General features: G+C 70.4%; 22 protein-coding genes and 1 pseudogene. 16 read left to right on the top strand and 7 right to left on the bottom strand.

Translation table 11 applies throughout. The annotated features are described in order from the left end of the window. Positions 1–95: 95 nt before the first annotated feature. A complete protein-coding gene (locus OIE67_RS15940; protein WP_326640995.1) occupies positions 96–566 on the bottom strand; it encodes a hypothetical protein in 471 nt (156 codons plus the stop codon). Between the two features lie 331 nt (positions 567–897). Then, positions 898–1,776, bottom strand: coding sequence for a GNAT family N-acetyltransferase (locus OIE67_RS15935; protein ID WP_326640993.1), 879 nt, complete (start codon positions 1,774–1,776; stop codon positions 898–900). 345 nt (positions 1,777–2,121) lie between these two features. On the opposite strand from OIE67_RS15935, the gene OIE67_RS15930 reads away from it, so the two are divergent. The 3 genes from OIE67_RS15930 to OIE67_RS15920 all read left to right on the top strand — a co-directional run bounded on the left by OIE67_RS15930 (position 2,122) and on the right by OIE67_RS15920 (position 3,307). Continuing rightward, on the top strand, positions 2,122–2,268 hold the full coding sequence (locus OIE67_RS15930; RefSeq protein WP_326640992.1) for a hypothetical protein: 147 nt from the start codon (positions 2,122–2,124) through the stop codon (positions 2,266–2,268). 109 nt (positions 2,269–2,377) lie between these two features. Then, positions 2,378–2,857 carry an RICIN domain-containing protein gene (locus OIE67_RS15925; protein WP_326640990.1) on the top strand — a complete coding sequence of 160 codons (480 nt, stop codon included), beginning with the start codon at positions 2,378–2,380 and terminating at the stop codon, positions 2,855–2,857. 96 nt (positions 2,858–2,953) lie between these two features. Next, positions 2,954–3,307 carry a recombinase family protein gene (locus OIE67_RS15920; protein WP_326645365.1) on the top strand — a complete coding sequence of 118 codons (354 nt, stop codon included), beginning with the start codon at positions 2,954–2,956 and terminating at the stop codon, positions 3,305–3,307. Between the two features lie 35 nt (positions 3,308–3,342). Here OIE67_RS15920 and OIE67_RS55450 read toward each other — a convergent pair whose 3' ends face one another. Continuing rightward, positions 3,343–3,816, bottom strand: a complete 474-nt coding sequence (locus OIE67_RS55450; protein ID WP_407674854.1) for a tetratricopeptide repeat protein — start codon at positions 3,814–3,816, stop codon at positions 3,343–3,345. A 59-nt stretch (positions 3,817–3,875) separates the two neighbouring features. On the opposite strand from OIE67_RS55450, the pseudogene OIE67_RS15910 reads away from it, so the two are divergent. Continuing rightward, positions 3,876–5,377, top strand: a pseudogene (locus tag OIE67_RS15910) (ISL3 family transposase). Between the two features lie 518 nt (positions 5,378–5,895). Here the strand turns inward: OIE67_RS15910 and OIE67_RS15905 are convergent. Then, on the bottom strand, positions 5,896–6,546 hold the full coding sequence (locus OIE67_RS15905; RefSeq protein WP_106247017.1) for a winged helix-turn-helix transcriptional regulator: 651 nt from the start codon (positions 6,544–6,546) through the stop codon (positions 5,896–5,898). An 85-nt stretch (positions 6,547–6,631) separates the two neighbouring features. Between OIE67_RS15905 and OIE67_RS15900 the strand changes: the two genes are divergently transcribed. Continuing rightward, the gene (locus OIE67_RS15900) at positions 6,632–7,012 is read left to right on the top strand and encodes a nuclear transport factor 2 family protein (RefSeq protein ID WP_326640984.1); all 381 of its coding nucleotides are present in this window, start codon (positions 6,632–6,634) and stop codon (positions 7,010–7,012) included. A gap of 244 nt (positions 7,013–7,256) precedes the next feature. Here the strand turns inward: OIE67_RS15900 and OIE67_RS15895 are convergent, their stop codons facing one another. From OIE67_RS15895 to OIE67_RS15885, 3 genes are all read right to left on the bottom strand, one after another. Further along, positions 7,257–8,117: a cytochrome c biogenesis CcdA family protein gene (locus tag OIE67_RS15895; protein WP_326640982.1), complete on the bottom strand. Its 861-nt coding sequence runs from the start codon at positions 8,115–8,117 to the stop codon at positions 7,257–7,259. Positions 8,118–8,125: 8 nt separating this feature from the next. After that, positions 8,126–8,719, bottom strand: coding sequence for a redoxin domain-containing protein (locus tag OIE67_RS15890; RefSeq protein ID WP_326640980.1), 594 nt, complete (start codon positions 8,717–8,719; stop codon positions 8,126–8,128). 95 nt (positions 8,720–8,814) lie between these two features. After that, the gene (locus OIE67_RS15885; RefSeq protein WP_326640978.1) at positions 8,815–9,408 is read right to left on the bottom strand and encodes a DUF1707 SHOCT-like domain-containing protein; all 594 of its coding nucleotides are present in this window, start codon (positions 9,406–9,408) and stop codon (positions 8,815–8,817) included. A 109-nt stretch (positions 9,409–9,517) separates the two neighbouring features. On the opposite strand from OIE67_RS15885, the gene OIE67_RS15880 reads away from it, so the two are divergent. From OIE67_RS15880 to OIE67_RS15830, 11 genes are all read left to right on the top strand, one after another. Beyond that, on the top strand, positions 9,518–10,180 hold the full coding sequence (locus tag OIE67_RS15880; RefSeq protein WP_326640977.1) for a flavin reductase family protein: 663 nt from the start codon (positions 9,518–9,520) through the stop codon (positions 10,178–10,180). Between the two features lie 346 nt (positions 10,181–10,526). Continuing rightward, positions 10,527–11,462, top strand: coding sequence for an ABC transporter permease (locus OIE67_RS15875; RefSeq protein WP_326640974.1), 936 nt, complete (start codon positions 10,527–10,529; stop codon positions 11,460–11,462). Beyond that, entirely contained in the window at positions 11,459–12,328 is an 870-nt protein-coding gene (locus tag OIE67_RS15870; protein ID WP_326640972.1) for an ABC transporter permease, read from the top strand. The genes OIE67_RS15875 and OIE67_RS15870 overlap by 4 nt, the downstream gene beginning before the upstream one ends. Beyond that, positions 12,325–13,371, top strand: coding sequence for an ABC transporter ATP-binding protein (locus OIE67_RS15865; protein WP_326640970.1), 1,047 nt, complete (start codon positions 12,325–12,327; stop codon positions 13,369–13,371). The genes OIE67_RS15870 and OIE67_RS15865 overlap by 4 nt, the downstream gene beginning before the upstream one ends. Then, the gene (locus OIE67_RS15860) at positions 13,364–14,428 is read left to right on the top strand and encodes an ABC transporter ATP-binding protein (protein ID WP_326640968.1); all 1,065 of its coding nucleotides are present in this window, start codon (positions 13,364–13,366) and stop codon (positions 14,426–14,428) included. Before OIE67_RS15865 ends, OIE67_RS15860 begins: the two co-directional genes overlap by 8 nt. After that, positions 14,425–16,719: a CaiB/BaiF CoA transferase family protein gene (locus OIE67_RS15855; RefSeq protein WP_326640965.1), complete on the top strand. Its 2,295-nt coding sequence runs from the start codon at positions 14,425–14,427 to the stop codon at positions 16,717–16,719. The genes OIE67_RS15860 and OIE67_RS15855 overlap by 4 nt, the downstream gene beginning before the upstream one ends. Before the next feature lie 66 nt (positions 16,720–16,785). Next, the gene (locus OIE67_RS15850; RefSeq protein ID WP_326640963.1) at positions 16,786–18,036 is read left to right on the top strand and encodes an amidohydrolase family protein; all 1,251 of its coding nucleotides are present in this window, start codon (positions 16,786–16,788) and stop codon (positions 18,034–18,036) included. Then, a complete protein-coding gene (locus OIE67_RS15845; protein ID WP_326640961.1) occupies positions 18,033–19,085 on the top strand; it encodes a peptidyl-alpha-hydroxyglycine alpha-amidating lyase family protein in 1,053 nt (350 codons plus the stop codon). The genes OIE67_RS15850 and OIE67_RS15845 overlap by 4 nt, the downstream gene beginning before the upstream one ends. Next, on the top strand, positions 19,082–20,308 hold the full coding sequence (locus OIE67_RS15840; RefSeq protein WP_326640959.1) for a cobalamin-independent methionine synthase II family protein: 1,227 nt from the start codon (positions 19,082–19,084) through the stop codon (positions 20,306–20,308). Before OIE67_RS15845 ends, OIE67_RS15840 begins: the two co-directional genes overlap by 4 nt. A 148-nt stretch (positions 20,309–20,456) precedes the next feature. Continuing rightward, positions 20,457–22,007 carry an ABC transporter substrate-binding protein gene (locus OIE67_RS15835; protein WP_326640957.1) on the top strand — a complete coding sequence of 517 codons (1,551 nt, stop codon included), beginning with the start codon at positions 20,457–20,459 and terminating at the stop codon, positions 22,005–22,007. Between the two features lie 13 nt (positions 22,008–22,020). Then, entirely contained in the window at positions 22,021–22,926 is a 906-nt protein-coding gene (locus OIE67_RS15830) for an SDR family NAD(P)-dependent oxidoreductase (RefSeq protein ID WP_326640955.1), read from the top strand. Positions 22,927–22,954: the final 28 nt, after the last annotated feature.

Genomic DNA, 22,954 nt, shown 5'->3' with positions numbered 1-22,954 from the left:
CAGCCGCCAAGTAGCTGATCATTGGTGTCGGGATGAGGACGAGCGGCTGGGGATGTTTCTACCCGCAGGTGAGGTCGCGGCTTGCGGGTATTGGATTACGCCTCGGTTGCGCCGGCGAATGCCTCGAGTTCGCTGGGGATGTCTGGTCCGGCCGGGACGTACACGATCTCGGTCACTCCGGCGGCGCCTGCCTCGTCGAACCGGGCTGCGATGGAGGCGGCGTCACCCGTCCAGCCGGGCTCCAGGATCGCTGGGCCGGCGGCGGTCACGATGGCGCGGTCGCGTTCGGTCAGCTGGGAGAGATGGCCCTGGTGGACAACGAGGTGCCGTTGGTTCTCGGGGCGTTCGGCTTCGATGGCGGTACGCCAGGCCTTGCCGCCGGGCAGGGCATCGACCGCTTTGCCGGTGTTCTGCCACACGGCGTGAACGATGCTGGCGTAACCAGGGCCGGCGGCCTCGATGACCTGCGGGCTGGCGTGATCCTCACCCGCCCTCATGACGGTGCCGAACCTGAGCAACGCGCACTGTGCCCATCCACGATCGCGTTCCGCCGGGGCGCTGGTCATGACGACGCCGGGCGCGTCGAGCTCTCGCGCCGCCGTCAACCCTTTCGGTCCGGCGGGGGTTTCGCAACCTGCGCTGGAAGATGCCTTGTCCGGCCGGTGCGCCGAAACCTACCCGGCCGGGCCCAGGACGCCCGCCCGGCTCGCCGAACCACCACCGCGCACCCCGTCACGACGTCGGACGCATCCTGGCCACCGGCGAAGCCCACACACGTCCCACCCACCACAAGAAGGGAACCGAACCCCGACGCGCCACCTGATCTATCGCGCTGTGCAACCGCTTGATTGATCCCCGTTGCCGAGAACACGAGGATCAGAGGTTGAGAAGACGATTTCAGCGGACGAAGGTCACCGTACGCGCGAAACCGCGGAAGCCCAGCGACTCGTAGGTCCTGCGCGCCATCGGATGGCCGTCGTCGCCCCGGGGCACCACGAAGGCCGACCGCGCGCCCAGCCGCCGCGCGGCGTGCAAGGCAGCGAGCGTAGCAGCGCTCGCCAGGCCCAGCCGACGGTGCACCGGATCGGTACCCACAGGCTCCAGCAGCGCCGCCCGGTGCTCCTCATCCAGCCAGACCAGGCAGAACGCCACCGGCGTGCCGTCCGGCGCCTCGACCAGCCAATCGAGCTCGGCGCGGTAGGGCCAGGCCCGCATGACCTGGCGATAGCTCTCAGCGGTGACCCGCGAGGGCGGCAGGCCCGGCAGCGAGAACGCGGCCCGGTGCACCGCCGCCCTGGCCTCGGCGTCCTGCTCGCCGCGCACGGCGCGCAGGGTATGGCCAGCAGGGACCTTCGGCTCGGGCAGGGCATCGAGGTCGAGGCGCATGTGGGTGAAGAACACGCCGGACTCCTGCGCGCGGTATCCGTGCCGGCGCAGGACCGCTGCCAGGTCCGTTTCGGACTCCAGCAGCGTGACGTCGCGCTCCAGACCCTCCACCGCGCCGTCGGACCAGCGCAGAATCTCCTCCGCCAGCTCGGGGTAGGCCGGGTCGAGCCGCAGGTCGAGAGTGCCGGGGCGCTGCGCCCACGCCCACGCGACGACCTGACCGTCGTGCTCCCACAACGACGTGGGCCACTCCGGCTCCCTGCCGACGTGCTGGAAACGAGACCAGGCCAGGTCTCCGATGTGCCAACGGCTCTCGGGCGACCAGAGCCGCCGGGTCAGGTCCTGCATCGCGCGCAGGTCGCCGGGTCCTTCATAATCGCGCCGTTTCATCCGGCAAATCCTACTGACCCTAGACGATCAGTCCGGTCTCGAACGTAGTGATGCACACCTCGACGATGAGTCGGTGGCCACCTGTCGTCTCCCGCGTCGACATGGCCACAGCTCGATATGCGCGTTCCATCACCATTGGTGTCTGTCAGGGCAAACGCGAAGACCAGAGGTTAAAAGACAAGGTAGGAGGGTGTCTCGAAACCTCCTAACGATCTTTCGGACGAGGCCAACGTACCCCGGCTTCGCCGTACCCGCGGCGATTGGTTGCAGCCGAGAAGCGCGAGGCACGGAACAGGACAAGTCCGCTCGGCCGGGTAGGCACCCGCGACCAGGTGAACCCCCGCGGTGGTGGAGGCGACGGCCGAGGAAGGCATCGACATCTCCGCCGGTGGCGGTGGCGTCAAGCTCGGCGCACAGACCTGCGCCCGTGTCACCGCCGACACCGACCCCACCGCCGACGCCGTTCTCGCTGATCTCGCGCGGCACGGTTGACCGGTAGCACAAAGCAAATCTGAAGCCGATCTGAAGCCACTGGGTGTTTGACTGGCGGTCGCTGTCCCAACGGCAGCAGAGTCACGACAATGGGAAAGGGCGAACAGCCATGAGCATAAAGATTGCGCGGCGCGTCGCGATCGTTGCCGCGGCCGGGTTGGCGCTCGGCACGGCGCCCCTCGCGGCCGAAGCGCACACGGGCACCGTGACCGAGGACATCGCGGCCGTCGCGGGGGACCGTCTCGCCAACAACGGCACTGGTCGCTGCCTGATCGATACCGCCGGCCTGTCCGGCGCCTACACCGGTAGCTGCGCGACCGGCCGCCGCTACTGGCAAGCTGTCCAGGATGATTTTGGCTCACGCATCTACAACACCACGAGCGGGCGCTGCCTGACCCATCAAGGCGCGAGCGCCCTGTTGACCGCGTGCACCGGCGCCTACAACCAGATGTGGTACCGCCTGTCGGGCGCCTTGCTGCAGAACTTCGCCAGCGGCATGTGCCTGCAAGGGGCGACCGCGGGCGGCGGCACCTGGATGGCGTCCTGCGGCGTAAGCAACGAGTACCAAGGCTGGATCAATATCGGCTGAACGAGATGAACGCGCAGATCAGCACCCCGTCCTTTACGGCGTGGATTCCTCTTTCCCGTCCCGCAGACAAGGTCTTTTCTCGCTGCCTGAAGATCGCTGGAGAGGCTTAAGCGCGAGATCGGCTTCACCTCGCTGCATGAGAACCTCGACACCACCACGCCGGGCGGCCGGCTCATCTTCCACGTCTTCGCCGCGCTCGCAGAATTCATCCGCGAGCTCATCGTGGCCGGCACCCGCGACGGCCTAGCCGCCGCCAAAGCACGCGGCCGCACCGGCGGCCGTCCCACCGTCATCACCCCCGAACTGCTACGCGCCGCCCGTGACATGCTGCCCAACCCCGAAAACTCCATCACCTCGATCGCCAAGCTGCTGGGTGTCAGCCCGGGCACGCTGTACAACCACATTCCTGATCTACGCGAGCTACGCACGAGCCAATGGAATGTCTCCTGATCTAGCTCTATATGGGATGCCCTCTTGACAAAGGACTACAGTTCCCATAGGGGTCGAAGACCCAGATCTTCATCGCGCACCTGCTGCACGGCCTCTAGGCTTCGCCGGGTGGTCAGTGTGCGGGGGTGGTGCTCACCGAGCACTTCCCGCCGGACCGCCAGTATCTCCCGAAACTCCTGCTCGGCCTCCCCATGTCGGCCCTGCTCGGCCAGCACATAAGCGACCCCATTCCGAACGGTCAGTGTGTCGGGGTGGTGCTCACCGAGCACTTCCCGCCGGACCGCCAGTACCTTTCGGTACGCCCGCTCGGCCTCCCCGTACCGGGCCTGCTCCGTCAGCACGTAAGCGATCCCATTCCGGACTGCCAACGTGATGGGATGCCGCCCGCCCAGCACCTCTAGCACAATGGCCAGGACCGCCCGGTACTCCTGCTCAGCCTGGGACTGTACGGTTTTCGGCTCTGGCCCACTTTCGGTGGTGACGGAACGTGATAGTTCGTGTCGGTTCATGGCTATCTCGAGGTCCTGTGTCAGCGTGACGCCGGTGTGACGTAAAGGATCTTTCAGGGTTGGTGCTCCCGCATCTGGCCGACTTGGTCATTGGCAGCGTTCGGTCCGGGGCCAGGGGGATCGTGGTGCATGTCGCCTCCACGGGCGCGCCGGTGGCGTGTCCCGGCTGCGGGGCAGCCGGGCGGGTGCACGGCTATGTGGATCGGCAACTGGCGGACCTGCCGTTAGCCGGGCAACGGGTGCTGGTGCGGCTGAGGTTTCGGCGGCTGAGGTGCGCGCAGGTCGGGTGCGAGCGGCAGACGTTCCGGGAGCCGCTGCCCGGGCTGGCCGAGCCGTATCAGCGCCGCACGATCGCCTTGACCACGCAGGTGGGGGCGGTGGTACGGGAGCTGGCCGGGCGGGCGGCGTCTCGGCTGCTGGCCGTGCTGGGAGTTGGGCTGTCACGGCAGAGCGCGATCCGGTCGTTGCTGGGCCTGCCTCTGCCGGTCCGTCCGGTGCCGGCGGTGATCGGGGTGGACGACTTCGCGCTCCGCAAACGGCACCGCTACGCCACCGTGATCATCGACGCGATCACGCGGGAGCGCATCGACGTGCTCGCCGATCGTCAGGCCGACACCCTGGAAGCGTGGTTGCGTGCTCATCCCGGTGTGCGGGTGGTGTGCCGTGACAGCAGCGGCGCCTACGCCGAGGCGATTCGCCGGGCCCTGCCTGACGCGGTGCAGGTCGATGATCGCTGGCATGTCTGGCACAACCTGGCCGAGGCCGTGGTGAAGGAGGTCGGCGCGCACTCGCTCTGCTGGGGCAAGAGCGGTCCGCCGCCGAAAGAAGGGATGCGGGCCGCCACCACGCGCGAGCGCTGGCAGCAAGTTCATACCCTGCTCGACCAGGGTGTCGGGCTGCTGGAATGCGCACGTCGCCTGGGCCTGGCGCTCAACACCGTCAAGCGCTACGCCCGGGTCGGTGAACCCGAACGGCTGGTGCGCGTGCCGAAGTACCGGCCCACGTCGACCCGTTCCGTGACCATCTGCGGCAACGCCGGGCCGAAGATCCCGCTGTGCCGGTCCAGCAGCTCCTCGCTGAGATCAAGGAACTCGGCTACACCGGCAGTCAGAACCTGCTCTACCGCTACATCAACCAAGGCCGCGTCGAATGCGATCGGCCCGCGATCTCGCCCAAGCGTCTGGCCGGCCTTCTCCTCACCGAACCGGGCAAGCTCACGAACGACCAGGCCGAGCGACTGGATGCCGCCATCGCCGCCTGCCACGAGATGACCATGCTCGCCGGACTCGTCCGGGACTTCGCCGCTCTCCTCGACCCCCAACAGGGCAACGACCAGCTCCTGACAGCCTGGATCGAACAAGCGCGCCAGGTTGGCCTGCCCCACCTGCACGCCTTCACCCGCGGGCTGGACTACGACCGGGACGCCGTCAACGCCGCACTCACCCTCCCGTTCCACAATGGCGGCACCGAAGGCGTCAACACCAAGACGAAAATGATCAAGAGGCAGCTGTACGGCCGAGCCGGCTTCGCGCTCCTCCGCCATCGCATTCTGCTCAGCTAACCACGGTCCGTCACCACCGAAAGTGGGCCAGAGCCGAAAACTGGACACACCCCCCCTCATCGCTTCAGCCAGCGCGGCCGCAGGGTCTGGCACCGAGCACAGCACCATGGCGAACACCACCGCGTCCACGGCGCCGACGGCGAGGGGGCAGGTGTTCGGCGAGAGGCCGCCAACAGGGGCCGCCGCTTGCTCGCCATCGCCGCGCTCATGGCGGTCACCAGGTGACCGGCAGCGCGGTCAGACCGCCAGTCAGCACCGCGCCGCAGCGTCCGCATGATGTCAGCCGCCTGTGCGAAGTGCGGCCTAGACCGGAGCGCACCTGCCGATCAGCTTGATCGTTGCGGGGAATCCACGTAGTGGTGGGCGTTCGTGCGCCACGTTCGCCACAGCGCGAGAATCGCCGTGTCGCTCTGCCGGGCCGGGAAGGCGACCCATTCCCGCATGGTCCGCGTTCCCATGGTCACAGAGGCGGCGGTTCCGCGTCGATCTCCTCGAGAAGGTGCGACGTGCCTCGACCGTCAGCCATCGGCGGGTCCTCTGTTCGGGAGAAGGCGGTCGAGTGCCGCCGCGGAGCCTTCGACGATCAGCCCTTCGGTCTTGGCCGTCGCAGGGGTCATCAGTCCGGTGAAGAGCGCGACGAGTACCTGCGGCGGCGCGGTGATCGTGGCGTCGGGTCGGCGCTCGGTCGAGCAGGGACGTACGTCGATGCGGCCGTGGTCGGCGGTGATGTCGCAGCCGTCGTGCAGGTCGCCCAGGCGTACGGTGACGGCTGGGTCCTCGGGTGAGCCGTCGCGGCACAGGTGGCGCAGCGGCAGCGTGAACCAGTGCACCCTGAATGCGTCGCCGGCCGGCGGGGCGAGCATCAGGGGCGCGCCCCAGCGCGTCAGTTCGCGCACGACGCCGTCCAGGTCCTGGCCGCGACTGGTGAGCCCGATCAGCGAAGCGGCGACCGGTGGCGGCTCATCGTGGCGAGCGATCAGCCCGGCCGACTCCATCTCACGCAGGCGATCGGCGAGGAGGTTACTGGCGATGCCGGGCAGTCCGCGTCGCAGGTCGGAGAACCGGCAGGGCCCTTGGGTGAGCAGTTCGCGGACGATGAGCAGCGTCCAGCGGTCGCCAACCAGGTCCAGCGCACGGGCCATCGAGCAGTACTGGTTGTACGAGCGCATGGCTCCACTCTATCTCGCCATGGTTGCTCTTCTCAACTTCATGGTTTAGTTTCTCAACCACCAAGCGACGATCGAGGGAGACCGCATGACCGTCATCACCGGCACCGCCCCTCCCCTGCTCAAGGCCTACTACCAGGTCCTTACGGGCGGGATCGAGAACTACGACGAGGGCCGGGAACTCGCGCCCCTGCTGGCCGACGACCTCGAGTTCGAGGGCCCCCTTGCCGGACACGTCACCGGGGCGGCCCGCTTCCTGCAGGGCGTCAAAGGATTCATCGCCAACGTCGGCAAGATCGAGATGATCCAGGAGGTCCACGGGTCCGAAGGCAGCGCCGTTCTCTACGACGCCCACCTGCCCAAGGGCATCGTCAGGTTCGCCGAATTCTTCACCTTCGCCGACGGCAAGATCCAGCGGCTTCGCCTCCAGTACGACCCCGCCGCCTACATCGCCGGCGGAGGGGGCTGACCACGCCCAACCCCGGCGCCCGCCGGCCTTGTCGCTCATCGCCGACCCGGGGCCGGGCGGCCGTCCAGGGGTGCCAGCCGTCGTGCGCGGCGAGGTCGTTGAACGGCCGAGATGGTGGACGCGGCGATCGGACCAGCCGGTGGAGCGAGCGCACCACGCTCGGCGTCGCCACCAGGGGCGCCGTCATGAGCCTGGGCACCGTGACCGGACCGGCGACCGCACTGCCGCCTGCGGCGACAGGCTGTCAGCGGGCACGATCGCGGCGACGTGCCGCGCGTACGACCAGCGTCACCACGGCGAGCAAGAGGAGAAGCACGAGCGTGAGCCATCCCGGGCCGAGCCCGGCCACCCAGCCGGCGACGGTCGACTGCACGGCGGTCACCGCGCCCACGATCGGATCGTCCGCGTCCTGGCCCGCGAAGACGCGCAGCTCGTACCAGCCGTAGTACAGGACGTACAGGCCCGCGAGGGTGAGCAGGCCACCGCTGGCCCTGGACACATACGGCAGCAGCCGCCGCAACCGGGCCACCACGGCGGCGCGGGCGAGCGCCACCGCCAGCGACAGAACGGCGACGATCAAGCCCATGCCCAGCGCGTAGGCGGTGAAGGCCGCCACCCCACCGCTTACTCCGCCGCCGGACAGCGCGGCGGAGGTGACCGCCAGGAACGGCCCCGCCGTGCACGACAAGGAGGCCACCGCATACGACAGGCCATAGCCGTACAGCGACAGCGGTGAGGTCGTGGGACGGCCGGTGGCCAGGCCCGGCAAGCGCAGCACCAGCTCCCGGCCGGACAGCAACCACAGACCCAGCCCCACCAGAACCGCCCCGATGACCAGGGTCGCCCACGGCAGGTGGCCGCCCACCGACACGGCCAGCACGGTCACGACCAGCCCGAACAGACCGAAGACGGTGACGAATCCGGCGGTCATCGCCGCCGCCAGGACCAGTGCCCGGCGAACGGGGCCGGCTCCCCGGTCGTTGATCAGCAAGGTGAGATAGGCCGGCAGCATGGCGAAGCCGCACGGATTGAACGCGGCCACCATCCCGGCGGTGAGCGCCAGGGCCAGCGGCGCCTGCGACACACCGGTACCGAAGGAGGACATCGATTCGGCTACCGGGCGACCAGAGCGCGCAGGTGCTCCTCCAGCTTGTCCCGGCCGAGTGGACCGGATACCTTCTCCGCCGAGCCGTCCGGTTTCATGAACACGAAGGTGGACTGCTCGCTGACGCCGAGCTTCGTCCATACCGCGCCTTCGGCGTCGGCCAGGTGCACGAGATCGCCGGTCCCGGTGCGCTGGACGAACGCCTGCATCGCCGCCTGGGTGTCCAGTCCGGCGACTCCGACGAACGCGACATCGCCCTGCCGGGCGGCCGCCGCCTTGACGGCGGGCGCGTCCGACAGGCACTTGGGACACCACGGCGCCCAGAACCAGAAGGCGACGGGCCTGCCCGCCAGGCTCTCCCCCCGAAAGGCCTTGCCATCCAGCGTCTGGGCGGTGAACCGCAGTGCGGCGGGCACCGGAGCCTCGCCCGCCGACTGTTCCGGACCCGGCGGGGAGACCGGCGGGGAGACCGGCGGGGAGGCCGCCGATGCCGAGGTGTCCCCGGCCGCGGGTCCTGGTTCGTCGCGGGCCGCGGTGCCGCAGGCGGCGGCCAGCAGGGCGAGCATCGCCATCGTGGCGGCCGTCGTTCGCCTGGTGCTCATGCCGGCCACCCTAGAAGCGCATCGCCGCGTCACTTCTTACAAGGCGATGACGGCCACGGCAGCACCCACCACGCGAGATGGCGCCGAACACGCCGTCACCCATGAAGGCGGCGCTGCTTGCGGCGTTCCCAGGCGTTGCGGTGCCGGATGACCACCCCTCCGGCGCCGCCGGTGCCCGAGAGGCGGACCAGTGGTGTCCTGGGGAGCCGCTGCGATGTCGTCTTGTCCTTGAACCCTCCGAGGCCCCCGTCCATCCGGGAGGTGTCCGCGGCCCAGCCGTCAGGGATGATGATGGTGATGCCGCCCATCTGGCCTTCCGCCTCGATCCTGATCTCGGGCAGCCGGCATTCGACCTGGGTGAAGTCGAGCTTGGCGGCGCCCATCCCGCCGTGGATGATGATGTGCCCGGGCACCTCCCAGCGCCCGGAGCGGGTCACGCCGTGCATGCCGCCCTTGAGGACCAGCGGCTCCTGGTTCACCGGGACGTCCGGCGGCAGATCGGCGGTGAGCCGGGCCAGGTCGGCGTACGTCTTGGCGTTCAGCGCCAGGTCGAGCCGCGCGTCCAGCTCGTCGAGGTCGATGCGGCCCTCGACCGCCGCCGTGTTCAGCCGTTCCACCACCGCTTCGCGCTCGTCATGGGAGACGCGCCACTCGTCACGGCCGACAGGTTGAGGAGGGCCAGCAGTCATATCCCAATAATAGGGACAGGTGCCGCCCATCGCGGTGAAGCGGTGAAGACGCCGGCGACCCGTGACACTTCGGCGGATGGCGAAATGTCCCGATCTTAGGCTGCGCTGCATGAATGCCGCACCCTTCCACGCCCTGCCCGCGCAGGCAGCCGCAGCCCACGTAGTGATCGAGCCGAGCATCCTGTACTTCGGGACGCCGGTGGTGCTCCTCTCGACGGAGAACGAGGACGGCTCGTTCAACCTCGCCCCGATGTCCTCCGCGTGGGCGCTCGGGCAGACGGTCGTCCTCGGACTGGGCCGCGAGGGGCAGACCGCGCGCAATCTCGGCGAGCGACCCGACCTGGTGATCAACCTGCCCGGCCCCGCTCTGTGGCCGGTCGTGGAACGGCTGGCGCCGCTGACCGGCCGGAATCCGGTGCCCTCCACCAAGGCGAAGGGCTGCCGCTTCGAGCCGGACAAGTTCGGCGCGGCGGGCCTGCACGGCGAAGCTTCCCACGTGGTCCGGCCGCCGCGCGTCGCCGAATGCCCGATCCAGCTGGAGGCCCGCGCCGAGCGGGTACGGCCGGACGTCCACGGCACCTTCGTCATCGTCGAGGCTCTCGTCCGGAAGGTGCACGCCGATCCCCGGCTGCTCGTTCCCGGCACCGACCACGTCGACCCCGCCGCCTGGAGCCCGCTCGTCTACAACTTCCGCCACTACTTCGGGCTCGGCCCGGAGCTCGGCCATTCCTACCGCACCGAGACCCCCCGCAGGTCCGCGGCAGAACAGTGAGCCAGGGCGCGTCCTGTGGCTGAGGACGAAGAGTACGGTCGCCTCCTGTACTGCAGCCCGAGGCGCCGCGCGACGTCGTCCGCTATACGTGGGAGACACCCACCCGCCGCCGACGTCTGACACGGCGGCGTTTCGAGTGGTCAGCGCCCTGCGGCAGAGGCCGAGTAACGATCCCGAAACCGGCCATTTACGCCACGGCCCCCTCTTGACGCCACCTTACCCGCAGGGCAGCATGGCGTTTACATCTATTGCACAATTTGTCCCATTATCGGACAAAGTCCTGTGGATCGAAGTAGTACGAACTTCGTTCCGCCCATGGTGGACGGAGGTGACGGTGAGCCCACGCATGATCATTCGCCGGCTCGGCGGCAGTCTGCTGGTCTTGTGGCTTGTGTCGATACTCACCTTCCTGCTGGTACAACTGATCCCCGGCGATCCGGCCGAGGTGATCGCGGGTGAGAACGCCACCGTGGCAGAGGTGGCCCGGATCCGCACCGAGCTCGGCCTGGACAAGCCGGTGCTGGAGCAGTACTTCAACTGGTTCACCGGCGTCCTGCACGGAGACCTCGGCCACTCGCTGTCCACCAACCGATCCGTCGTCTCGACGATCGCGGAGGCGGCGCCGGCGACGCTGGTCATCACCACGATGGCGCTCCTGGTCGCGGTCGTGATCGGCGTCTCGGCCGGGGTGGCCGCGGGGCTGACGCAGGGAAGCTGGGTGGACCGCGCGGTGTCGACGCTCGCCACGCTGGGCATCGCGATGCCCAGCTTCTGGCTGGCGATGGTGCTCGTCTCGCTGTTCGCGCTGACCAATCCCTGGCTGCCGGCGACCGGATACGTCGACATCAGGGAGGGGTTCGGGGTCTGGCTCTCGCACGTCGTCCTCCCCGCCACGGCGCTCGGGCTCGCCACCGCCGCCGAGCTCGCCAGGCACACCAGAGGGTGCGTCGCCGACGTGCTCACCCGCCCGTACATACGCACGGCGCGGGCACGGGGAGCCTCCGGCGCCTGGCTGGTGCGCAAGCACATCCTGCGCAACTCGGCCATCCCCGTCGTGACCGTGCTCGGCCTGCAGGCCGGACGGCTGTTCGGCGGTGTGATCGTGGTGGAGGCGGTGTTCGGGATCTCCGGCCTCGGCTCCCTGGCCATCAACTCGGTGCTGCAACGAAACTATCCGATGATCCAAGGATATGTCCTGCTCAGCGCCGTGATCGTGGTGTTGATCAACCTCATCGTGGACCTGGCCTACGGCTGGATCAACCCGAAGGTGCGTACCGCATGACCACGATGACCACGGCGGCCACGCGGCGCTCCCGCCCGCTCAACGTCGTCAGCACGATCGTGCGCCGCCCGGCCAGCGCGGTCGCCGTCGGATTCGTCCTCCTCCTCGTCTTCCTCGCGGTCGCCGGGCCACTCGTCTCGCCGCACGACCCGGAGGTCCAGGACCTGGGCAACCGGTTCGCCGGCCTCAGCTCGACGCACCTGCTCGGGACCGACGAGTTCGGCCGGGACGTGGCCAGCCGGATCATCCAGGCCGCCCGCATCGCCGTCACCGCGCCGCTCATCTCAGTGGGCGTCGCGTTGCTCATCGGGCTGCCGCTCGGGCTGTGGGCGGGGCTGCGCCGCGGTGTCGTGGACGCCGTCGCGGGGCGGCTGGCCGACACAATCCTGAGCCTGCCCGCGCTGGTCGGGGCGCTGGCCATCGTCGCCGTGCTCGGCCCGGGGCTGGTCAACGCCATGCTCGCGGTGGGCATCATCTTCGCGCCCGGCCTGTTCCGCGTCGTGCGCGGCGCGACGCTGGCGGTCGCGGAGGAGACCTTCGTGGAGTCGGCGGTGGCGATCGGCTCCTCCACCCGGCGCACCCTCTGGGTGCACATCCTGCCCAACATCGCCGCTCCGCTGCTGGTCCAGGTCACGATCCTGATGGGGGTCGCGCTGCTGGCCGAGGCGAGCCTGAGCTTCATCGGCCTCGGGGTCCAGCCGCCGGACGCGAGCTGGGGCTCGATGCTGAAGGCCGCGTACACCAACCAGTTCGACTCCCCCTTCTCGGTGGTGCCATCCGGGGTCGCGATGGTGCTGACCGTCCTCGCGTTCAACACGATCGGCGACTCGATCCGTGACGCCGTCGGCCTCAGGAGGCGCACATGACCCCGGGACCGGGACAGCAGAACGGCACCGGACAGCCGTCAGGCGGCGAGCCGCTGCTCTCCGTCAGAGGGCTCACCATCGATCTACCCGGCGGCGCCGTGCAGCCGGGGCTCGTCGAGGACGTCACGTTCGACGTGCACAGGGGCCGCGCGGTCGCGCTGATCGGCGAGTCGGGCTGCGGCAAGTCGCTGACCTCCATGGCGATCCTGGGGCTGCTGCCCGCCGCCGTGCGCGTCGTCGCCGGTTCGGTCCTCTTCGACGGCGTGGACCTGCTCACCTGCACCAGGCGCCAGCTCCGCCGGGTCCGCGGCGGGCCGGTCGGCATGGTGTTCCAGGAGCCGATGAGCAGCCTCGACCCGACGATGACCGTCGGCGACCAGATCGCCGAGGTACGGCGGCTGCACCTGGGCGAGCGGCGCTCGGTGGCGCTCAAGCGGGCGGGTGAGCTGCTGGAGCGGGTCGGCATCCCGAAGGCGGACAAGAGGCTGCGCTCCTACCCGCACGAGATGAGCGGCGGCATGCAGCAGCGCGTCATGATCGCCGCCGCCATCGCCTGCGAGCCGAAGCTGCTGATCGCCGACGAGCCGACCACGGCGCTCGACGTCACGATCCAGGCCGAGATCCTCGAACTGCTGCGTGAGCTGCGCCGCGACCTCGACCTGGCCGTCCTGCTGGTCACCCATGACCTCGGCGTGGTCGCGGACTTCTGCGACGACGTGGTCGTCATGTACGCCGGTCACATCGCCGAACGGACCCCCGTGGACGGACTCTTCTACGAGCCGAAGCACCCGTACTCCAGCGCCCTGCTCAGCGCCGTGCCGCAGTCGGGCCGGGCGCGGACCAACCTGACCGTCATCAAGGGGCGGGTCCCGTCGGCGGGACAGTTCCCGGCGGGCTGCCGGTTCGAGCCCCGCTGTGAGCACAGCGTCGACTCCTTCTGCGGACGGCCACAGGCCGACACCGCGCTGAGCGACGACCATCGGACGCGATGCGGCCGGGTGGCCGGCGGGGAGCTGACTCTGAAGGGGGCCGTCCGTGGCTGAGGATCAGGTGGTCGTGCGGGTGAGCGGCCTGACCAAGTCGTTCCCGCTGCGCCGCAGCCTGCTGGGCCGGACGCTGGAGAGCGTACGGGCCGTGGACGGCGTCGACCTGGAGGTCAAGGCCGGCACCACGGTCGGCATCGTCGGCGAGTCCGGGTCGGGCAAGACGACGGTCGGCCGTCTGATGGCCAGGCTGCTCACGCCGGACGGCGGAACGGTCGAGGTGGAGGGCAAGGACGTCACCCGGGCGCGCGGCCGGGAGCTGAAGGAGATGCGCGGCAGGCTCCAGGTCATCTTCCAGGACCCGTACGGCGCGCTCGACCCGACCAAGACGGTCGGCCACGCCGTCGCCGAGCCGCTGCTGGTCCACGGCCGGATCGGCCGGGGCGAGATGCGTGAGCGGGCCGCGCAGCTGCTCGGCCGGGTCACGCTGGATCCGGCGTTCGCGGACAGGTACCCGGACGAGCTGTCCGGCGGGCAGCGCCAGCGGGCCTGCATCGCCCGCGCGCTGGCGCTCTCGCCGAGTGTGCTGGTCGCCGACGAGCCGACCTCCGCGCTGGACCTGTCCACCCGGTCGGAGATCCTCAACCTGCTGCTGTCGATCCAGGAGGAGACCGGGCAGGCGCTGGTGCTGGTGTCGCACGACTTCGCCACCGTACGGCACCTGTCGCACCGGATCGCGGTGATGTACCTGGGCCGGATCGTCGAGGAGGGGCCCGCGGCGCAGATCGCGGAGAACCCGCGGCACCCGTACACCAAGGCGTTGCTGTCGGCGGTGCCCGTTCCCGATCCGGACGCGCAGCGGTCGCGGCGGCGCATCGTGCTCCACGGTGACCTGCCCGATCCGGCGAGCCCTCCGTCGGGGTGCCGTTTCCGTACCCGCTGCCCGGTCGCGCAGGACGAGTGCGCGCACCTGGACCCGCCGCTGCTGCGGATCGACGGGGAGCACAGCGTCGCGTGCGTACTGCACCGGCCGGCACCCGCCGCGCCTTCGCAGCCGGTGGAGGACGGCGCGATGTTCGGCGAGTACTCGTCGGACCCCCAGGAGACGGCACGATGACCGGCTCCGAGGGGGTCCTGCACGGGATCAGGGTCGTCGACCTCGGCCATCACGTGGCCGGGCCGCTGGCCGCGATGCTGCTCGCCGACCAGGGGGCAGACGTCGTGCGCGTCGATCGCCCGGGCGTCGAGCCGCCGGTCGAGGACGCGTTCTTCAACCGCGGCAAACGGCGCATCACCCTCGACCTGAAGAACGGGCGGGATCTGGAGATCGCGCGTGACCTCGTCCGGCGGGCCGACGTCCTGGTCGAGAACTTCCGGCCGGGGGTGATGGACCGGCTCGGCCTGGGCTGGGCGGAGACGAGCGCGGCCAACCCGCGGCTGGTCTTCTGCTCGATGCCGGGCTTCGCCGCCGACGACCCGCGGGCCGGGGTGCCGGGCTGGGAGGGCGTCATCGCGGCCGCGACCGGCAACTGCCGGATCCGGGCCGGGCACGCGCCCGACGGCTGGGACGCCACCCGCCCGACCTATACCGCCCTTCCCGTCGCGTCGAACTTCGCCGCGTTCTGCGGGGCCTTCGCGATCGTGGCGAGCCTGACCGCCCGGCACCGGAGCGGTCGTGGTGATCGCATCGAGGTGCCGCTGTTCGACGCCATGTTCGAGGCCATCGGCGGGAGCGGCGCGTACCCGGTCGAGCGCGGGCTGCCGCCGGAGCGGGCGATCAGCAGCAACGGGAGCGGCACCTACCGCTGCGCCGACGGCCGATATGTGCAGTTCAACCCGATCGGGGCGACGACCCGCTTCCTCACCTGGTTCCTCGACGCGGCCGGGGTGACGGCCTGGGCGGGCGAGGGGCTCACCGACCGGCCCCGGCTGGATCAGGATCCTGAGCTGCGGCTGCTGCTCCAGGAACGGCTGACCGCGCTGTTCGGCACCAGGACCGCGCTGGAGTGGGAGGACCTGGCGAACGCGGCCGGCGTGCCGCTCGCCGCGGTGCGGACGACGGACGAGTGGCTGGACAACGTCCACGCCCGTGCCGCCGGGCAGGTCGTCGAGGTCGAGGATCCGCTGCTCGGGACGACGGTGCTGCCGGGCTCGGCGCTGTGCCTGTCGGCGGCTCCCCCGCTCCGGGCACGGCCGCGCCACCTGCCCGACGCCGACCGCGCCGGCATCCTGGCGGACCTCGGCACACCACTCCCCCAAGCGCCTCCTGCCGAGGCGGGCGGCGGGCTCCCGTACGAGAGGCTGCGGGTGGTGGACCTCACCCAGATCCTGGCCGGGCCGAGCGCGGGCCGCATCCTGGCCGAGTTCGGCGCCGACGTCGTCAAGATCAACGCGCCGCAGCGGCGTGTCGGCGCGCACGGCTTCGTCAACCGCGGCAAGCGGACGGCCCTCGTGGACGTGAAGTCCGGCGCGGGCCAGCGGGTCCTGTGGCGCCTCATCGACCAGGCCGACGTCCTGACCTGCAACTTCCCCGAGCGGACCGCCGAACGCTACGGCCTCGGCTACGAGCACGTGCGGGCCCGCCGCCCCGGCATCGTCTACGCCTCGGTGAGCTGCTACGGACCGGGCGGCCCGTGGGCCGGCCGCCGAGGGTACGAGACCCAGGGCCAGGCCGCGACCGGCATCATGACCAGGACCGGCGGTGCCGGCCGCCCGGCCGTCCTCGGCCCCTACAACCTGCTCGACTACGGCACCGGCACCATGGCCGCCTTCGCCACCGCGCTGGGCCTCTACCACCGCGCGGTCACCGGCGAGGGTCACCACGTGCGCACCTCGCTCACTCAGACAGGCCTCTACCAGCAGGCGAGGTACGCGATCCGCACGGCGACCACGACGAGCGCCGAGCCGCGCGGCCCGGAAGCACTCGGGACGGACCCGTGGCACCGCTTCTATCGGGCCGCCGACCGCTGGTTCTTCCTCGGGGCGACCCGCGCACAGCTCTCGGCGCTGCCCGCACTCAAGCAGGCCCTGGCGGCGGACGACGCGGAAGCGGCCCTGGAGGCCGTCTTCCGCACCGGCGACGCGGCCGGGTGGGTCGAGCGCCTGACCGCGGCCGGGGCGGGCGCGCACGCCGTCACGCCGCTCGCGGAGCTGATGACCGACCCGTACGTCCGCTCCAGCGGGCTGGCCGTCAGTCAGGTCTCCGAGGAGGCCGGCGAGGTGGTGATGCCCGGGATCGCCATCCGGGTCCGGCACAACCCGCCCCGCCTGGGACATCCGGTACGCCGGCCGGGCGCCGACGGGCTGGAGGTGCTGGCCGGGATCGGGCTGGCCGACTCGGCCGACGCGCTCGAACAGGCCTGGGCCGTGCAGTTGACCGCCCTGCCAGGGGGCTGGGACCCCTTCTGACCGCGAGACGAGCAAACCGACACCACCCCCCCGGCTCGCCGAGCGGGACCCCTGACAGGAGGACTAATGGACGACGCCCCGGCCATCCGGTGCGACCTGCTGATCAAAGGCGGACGGGTGCTCGACCCCGGCCAAGGACTCGACGGCGTCATGGACGTCGCCGTGACCGCCGGGCGGATCAGCGCGATCGGCCCAGACCTGCCGGTCGCCGAGGCACGCCGGGTGATCGACGTCAGCGGCCCCGGCCGCTACGTCGTCCCCGGCCTGATCGACCTGCACACGCACGTCGCACACGGGGCGATCACCCCGGGCGTGGGCATGGAGGGCTGCGACCCGGACGTCATCGGCGTCGGGTCGGGAGTGACGACGCTGGTGGACGCCGGGTCTGTCGGGGTGGCCAACATCGGGGTCTTCTCCGCCTACATCCAGCCGAACGCCCGCACCCGCGTCATCCCGTTCCTCAACATCGGCAGCTTCGCCCACACCATGCCGACCATGGTCGACGTCAACAGCATGCACGAGATCGACCCGGTCGCCATCGCCAAGTGCGTCGCCGCCAATCCCGGCCTGGTCCAGGGCATCAAGCTGCGGCTGGTCGGGCCGCTGATCGCGGAGAAGGGCAAGGACGTCTTGGCCGCGGCGAAGGCGGTGGCGCGCGAGCACGGGGTGCCGCTCATGGTGCACATCGGCGACCTGTCCGCGCGCCGCCGCCCCGACCCGCACCTGCTGGAGCCGGCCACCCGGTTCGCCGTCGAGCAGCTCGACGCCGGGGACATCCTCACCCACCTGTGCACCCCGAACCACGGCGGCGTGACCGACGCCGCGGACCGCATGATGCCCGCCCTGCTCGCCGCCCGCGAGCGCGGCGTCGTCCTCGACTCGGCCCTCGGCCGGGGCAACTTCGGCTACCGGGTCGCCCGCGAGCAGCGGGCGCTCGGCCTGGCCCCCGACACCATCAGCAGCGACCTGACCCTGGCCGGGCAGAGCTTCCACTCCCTGCTGGAGTGCATGGCCAAGTTCATGGCCGTCGGCTACGACCTGCCCGACGTGATCAGGATGACCACGGTGAACGCCGCCCGCGCGATCGGCGCCGCGGCCGAGCTCGGCGCCGTCGCGATCGGCCGGGAGGCCGACCTGACCGTGATCGACCTGGTCGAGGGCGACTTCGCGTTCACCGACACCGCGCAGGAGGTCTTCCACGGCGGCTTCGGCCTGCGGCCGGTGCACACCGTGCGGGCCGGCGCCCTGGTCCCGCCAGGGTGGGGGACGCATCCGTGGGGCTGGCTGCCCGCGCCGCGCTCCGGGGCGGCGTCATGACGGCGATCACGCGCGGGCGCGAGCGGCGCTTCGAGGTGGACGCCGGCTGGGAGCGGCTGCCCGGGGGCCTGGCCCACGCGGACGTCGCCGCGGTGGACGTGGACGCCGGCGACCGCGTCTACCTGTTCACCCGCTTCGACGGGCAGGTCATCGTGTACGAGCGCGACGGCACGTACGTACGGAGCTGGGGAAAGGGTGTCTTCACCACCCCGCACGGCCTGACCGTAGGCCCGGACGGGAGCGTCTACTGCGTGGACGCGGGCGACCACACCGTGCGCAGGTTCACCCCCGACGGCAGGCTGCTGATGACGCTGGGCACGCCAGGAGCGGCCTCGGACACCGGCTTCGTCTCCGGGCAGCCCGCGCGCGTGCACAGCGTGGAGGGCGTCCGGTACGGCGGGCCGCCGTTCAACCGGTGCACCGCTCTCGCCGTCGCGCCGGGCGGCGACCTCTACGTGAGCGACGGGTACGGCAACTCCCGCGTCCACCGGTTCACCCCCGACGGCGAGCTGATCGCCTCGTGGGGCGAGCCCGGCACCGGCCCAGGCGAGTTCCACCTGCCGCACTGCCTGGACATCGCCCCGGACGGGCGGGTGTTCGTCGGCGACCGCGAGAACGACCGGATCCAGATCTTCACCCCGGACGGCACGTTCCTCGATGAGTGGACCGACGTGCGCCGGCCGTGCGACCTCACCATCGCCCCGGACGGCTCGGTGTACGTCGTCGAGCTGTGGCGGCCGGAGGGCGGCAGCTCCTTCACCCACGGGAAGACGGAGCGGGACCAGCCCGCCCGGCTGACCGTGCTCAACCCGTACGGCGAGGTGATCGAGCGGTGGGGCGACTCCTCGGAGCACCGCACGGAACCGGGCAACTTCATCGCCCCGCACGGGATCGCGCTGGACTCCCACGGCGACCTGTACGTCGCGGAGGTCACCTACAGCTTCGCCATCAGACCCGGCCGGGTCGCGCCCTCGTGCGACCGGCACCAACTGCAGAAGTTCCTGCGCGTCGGCGCGGGAGCAGACACCTCGGCTAGGAGACACGCATGAGGCGCGGAAACCGGCGGATCCTCACCACACACGGCGGCAACCTGCCGCGCCCGTCCGATCTCGACCGGCTGATCGCCGGAGGGGACCGGAAGGCGATCGACGCACGCCTGCCCACCGCCGTGGGCGAGGTCGTGGACCGGCAGCTCGCGTGCGGCCTGGACACGGTCAACGACGGCGAGTACGTCAAGGCCGCGAACATGGCCGGCTACAGCGGCTACATCCACGCCCGCGTGACCGGCTGGGAGACGCTGCCCATCGACCCGGACGTCCCGCCCAAGCGCGAGTACGTCGCGGCGCGCGACAAGGCCGACTTCCCCGGCACGTACGCCTCCGGCCTGTGGCTGGCCGGCTCCGGAGGGCCGGTCAGGCCGGGCTTCTCGACTCCCGGCGCCGTGCCCAAACTGCCGACGACCGGCCGCGTGTGCACCTCCGCGATCACCTACATCGGCCAGGACGCCATCGCGCGCGACATCGCCGCGCTCAAGAAGGCGGTGGCGGACAGGCAGGCCGGCAGGGAAGCGGCAGGCCACGAGGCAGACGGCTTCATCGCCGCACTCGGCCCGCTCAGCCTGGGCGCGGGAGCCAGGAACGCTCACTACCCGAGCGAGGAAGAGTACATGTTCGCCGTCGCCGAGGCGCTGCGCGAGGAGTACAAGGCGATCACCGACGCCGGGCTGATCCTGCAGATCGACGAGCCGGAGTTCGCCACCACCTGGCAGTTCCACCCCACCTGGACGGTCGAGGACCTGCGGCGCTACCTGGAGTCCGCCGTCGAGATCATCAACCACAGCATCGACGGGCTGCCCGCCGAGCAGATCCGGATGCACACCTGCTGGGGCAGCGGCCACCGCCCGCACACGCAGGACATCGGGCTGGAGCACATCGCGGACCTGCTGATCAAGGTCAACGCGCAGGGCTACGCCATCGAGTCCGGCAACGTCCGGCACGCGCACGAGTGGCGGGTGTGGGAGGACGTGAAGCTGCCCGAGGGCAAGATCCTCATCCCCGGCGTGGTCAGCCACGCCACGGACCTGGTCGAGCATCCCGAGCTCATCGCGGAGAGGCTGACCAACTTCGCCAGTGTCGTCGGGAAGGAGAACCTCCAGGCGGGGACCGACTGCGGGATCGGATCCCGGGTGGGCCACGAGGAGATCGTCTGGGCGAAGCTCGCCGCTCTCGCCGAGGGCGCCCGGCTCGCCAGTAACCGTCTGTGGGCCGGCTGACCCGCACCACCACCTCACTCACCACCGCCTCACTCACCACCGCACCACTTACCACCGCACCAGGACCTGACGGGGCACAGTTCAGCGGCACGGCTGAAGCCAGGTCACCAACGACATCAGCTCGCTTCTGAAACATGGAGGCTAAGCCGTGAAACGAGCAGCACTCAGATCGGCCGGCGCGATCCTCGCCACCGGCCTCGCCACCGGCCTCGCCCTCGCCGGGTGTGGCGGAGGGACGTCCGCCCCGCAGCAGGGCGGCGGAGCCGGCACCCCCGACGCTTCGGCCATCCTGAAATGGGCCGTGCCGGGAATGCCGACCTCCTTCGACCCGCGCAAGGCGGCGCCGCTGGACCCGGTCTTCCTCGACGTGGTCTACGAGAGCCTGGTCGCCAGGAGCGCCGCCGGTGAGATCAAGCCGGGCCTGGCCACCGAGTGGAAGCTCTCGGACGGCAACAAGGTCATCACCTTCAAGCTGCGGGAGGGGGTGAAGTTCCACAACGGCGAGGAGTTCAACGCCGACGCGGTCAAGGCGTCGCTGGAGGCGTACAAGAAGAGCGGCGCGCTGGTGACGACGCTGGCCACGCTGGACAAGGTCGATGTGGTCAGCCCGACCGAGGTGAAGCTGACCTTCACCGAGCCCGCCGGCTACATGATCAACGTGCTGGCCGGTGAACCCGGCATCGTGGTCGCGCCCGGCGCCCTGGACGACCCTGACCTCGGCACCAAGCCGGTCGGCACCGGGCCGTTCCAGCTCGCCTCGTTCGCTCAGGACAAGGTCACCTTCAAGAAGTTCGACGGCTACCGGGACGCCGCCAAGACCGGCATCGGCGGCCTGGAGATGGCGGTCTACTCCGACGAGGCGACCCGCCTGCGGGCCGTGAAGTCGGGACAGGCCGACGGCACCTCGATCACCCCAGGGCAGATCAAGGAGTCGCAGGCGGCCGGCATGACGGTCATCCAGGCGCCCAACACCCAGTCCAACGCGATCCTGCTGAACACGAAGATCAAGGAGCTGGCCGACCCCAAGGTCAGGCAGGCGATCCTGTACGCGATCGACCGCGAGTCGATCAGCAAGAGCCTGTACGCGGGCGCCTGCGCGCCGGCGGTGCAGCCGTTCCAGAACGGCTTCTGGGCGAACGTGCCCGAGCTGAACGACGTCAAGCCCTACTACGACCCGGAGAAGGCCAAACAGCTCCTGGCCGAGGCCGGGCTGCCGAACGGCCTGGACCTGCAGGTCGAGGTCGGGCCCAACACCCAGTACCAGACGCTGGCCCAGGCGCTGCAGGCACAGCTGCAGAAGGTGGGGATCAGGGTCAAGATCAAGGTCCTCGAGTTCCAGCAGATGATCACCGCCCGCAGGACCGGCAACTTCTCCGCCACGGTGGCGCTGCTGCAGGCGGGACGGCCCGACCCGACCCAGTTCGTCAAGGACTTCTACACCAAGGGCGGCGCGTACAACCCCGGCGGCTACAGCCTGCCGGGCATTCCCGAGCTGCTGGCCAAGGCGCGGGTCAGTGACGTGAACGAGGAGCGGGCCACGCCCATACGGGAGATCATCACCAAGGTGTTCGAGGCGGGGCCGCCGGTGATCCCGGTCTGCGGCGTGACGTACGTGGCGGCCTTCCGCAAAGGCGTGACCGGGATGGAGCCGCCGGTGATGGGCGACTACGACTTCGCCTCGATCAAGATCAGCACGTGAGGGACCTGAGTAGATGACGGAGAGGAAACCAGTGCGGCTGGACGGCAAGGTGGCGATCGTCACCGGATCAGGACGAGGGCTCGGGCACGCGTACGCGCTGGCCTTGGCCGCGGCGGGCGCCGCCGTGGTGGTCAACGACCTCGACGCGGACGTCGCCGAGAAGACCGCCGAGGAGATCAGGGGCGCGGGCGGGCGGGCCGTGGCCGAGGTGTGCGCGGTCGGCACGGCCGAATCGGCCGACGCGCTGGTGGGACGGGCCGTCTCCGAGTTCGGCCGGCTGGACGTGATGTGCACCAACGCCGGCGCGCTGCGCGACCGGACGCTGGTCAAGGTCACGGACGAGGAGTTCGACCTCGTCGTGGACAGCCACGTGCGCGGCACGTTCACCTGCGGCCGGGCTGCGGTGCGCCGCTTCCGTGAGCAGGGCGGCGGCGGCCGGCTGATCCTGGTCGGCTCGCCGGCCGGCCAGTACGGCGGCTTCGGGCAGACCGCGTACGCCGCGTCCAAGGCGGCCATCATCGCGATGGTCCGGGTGTGGTCGGTCGAGACGACGAAGCTGGGCGTGACCGTGAACGCGATCGTGCCCACCGCCCTGACCAGGATGGCCGCGACCATCCCGTCGCTGACCGAGGCCGTGGCCGCGGTCGAGGCCGGCGGCCCCGTCCCGGCCGACCTGCGGCGGCGCGGGATCGGCACGGTGGAGGACGTGGCGCCCCTGGTGGTCTACCTGTCCTCGGACGAGGCGGCCGGGGTCACCGGGCAGTACATCGGCTTCGGGGGCGACAAGTTCGCGATCTGGGCGCATCCGAAGGAGGCGTTCGTGACGCATCGGGACGGCGGGTGGAGCGCGGACCAGCTGGCGGAGGACTTCGCCGGGTTCGCGGAGCACCTGCAGAGCCACACGCCGCCCGGACGGTGACCGCACGCTGAAGGCCCACCCCGGAGCG

The organism is Nonomuraea fuscirosea (genome assembly GCF_035917475.1).
Taxonomy (GTDB): domain Bacteria; phylum Actinomycetota; class Actinomycetes; order Streptosporangiales; family Streptosporangiaceae; genus Nonomuraea; species Nonomuraea fuscirosea.
The sequence above is the reverse complement of the archived record's forward strand: the minus strand, read 5'-3'. Positions and strand labels throughout refer to the sequence as shown.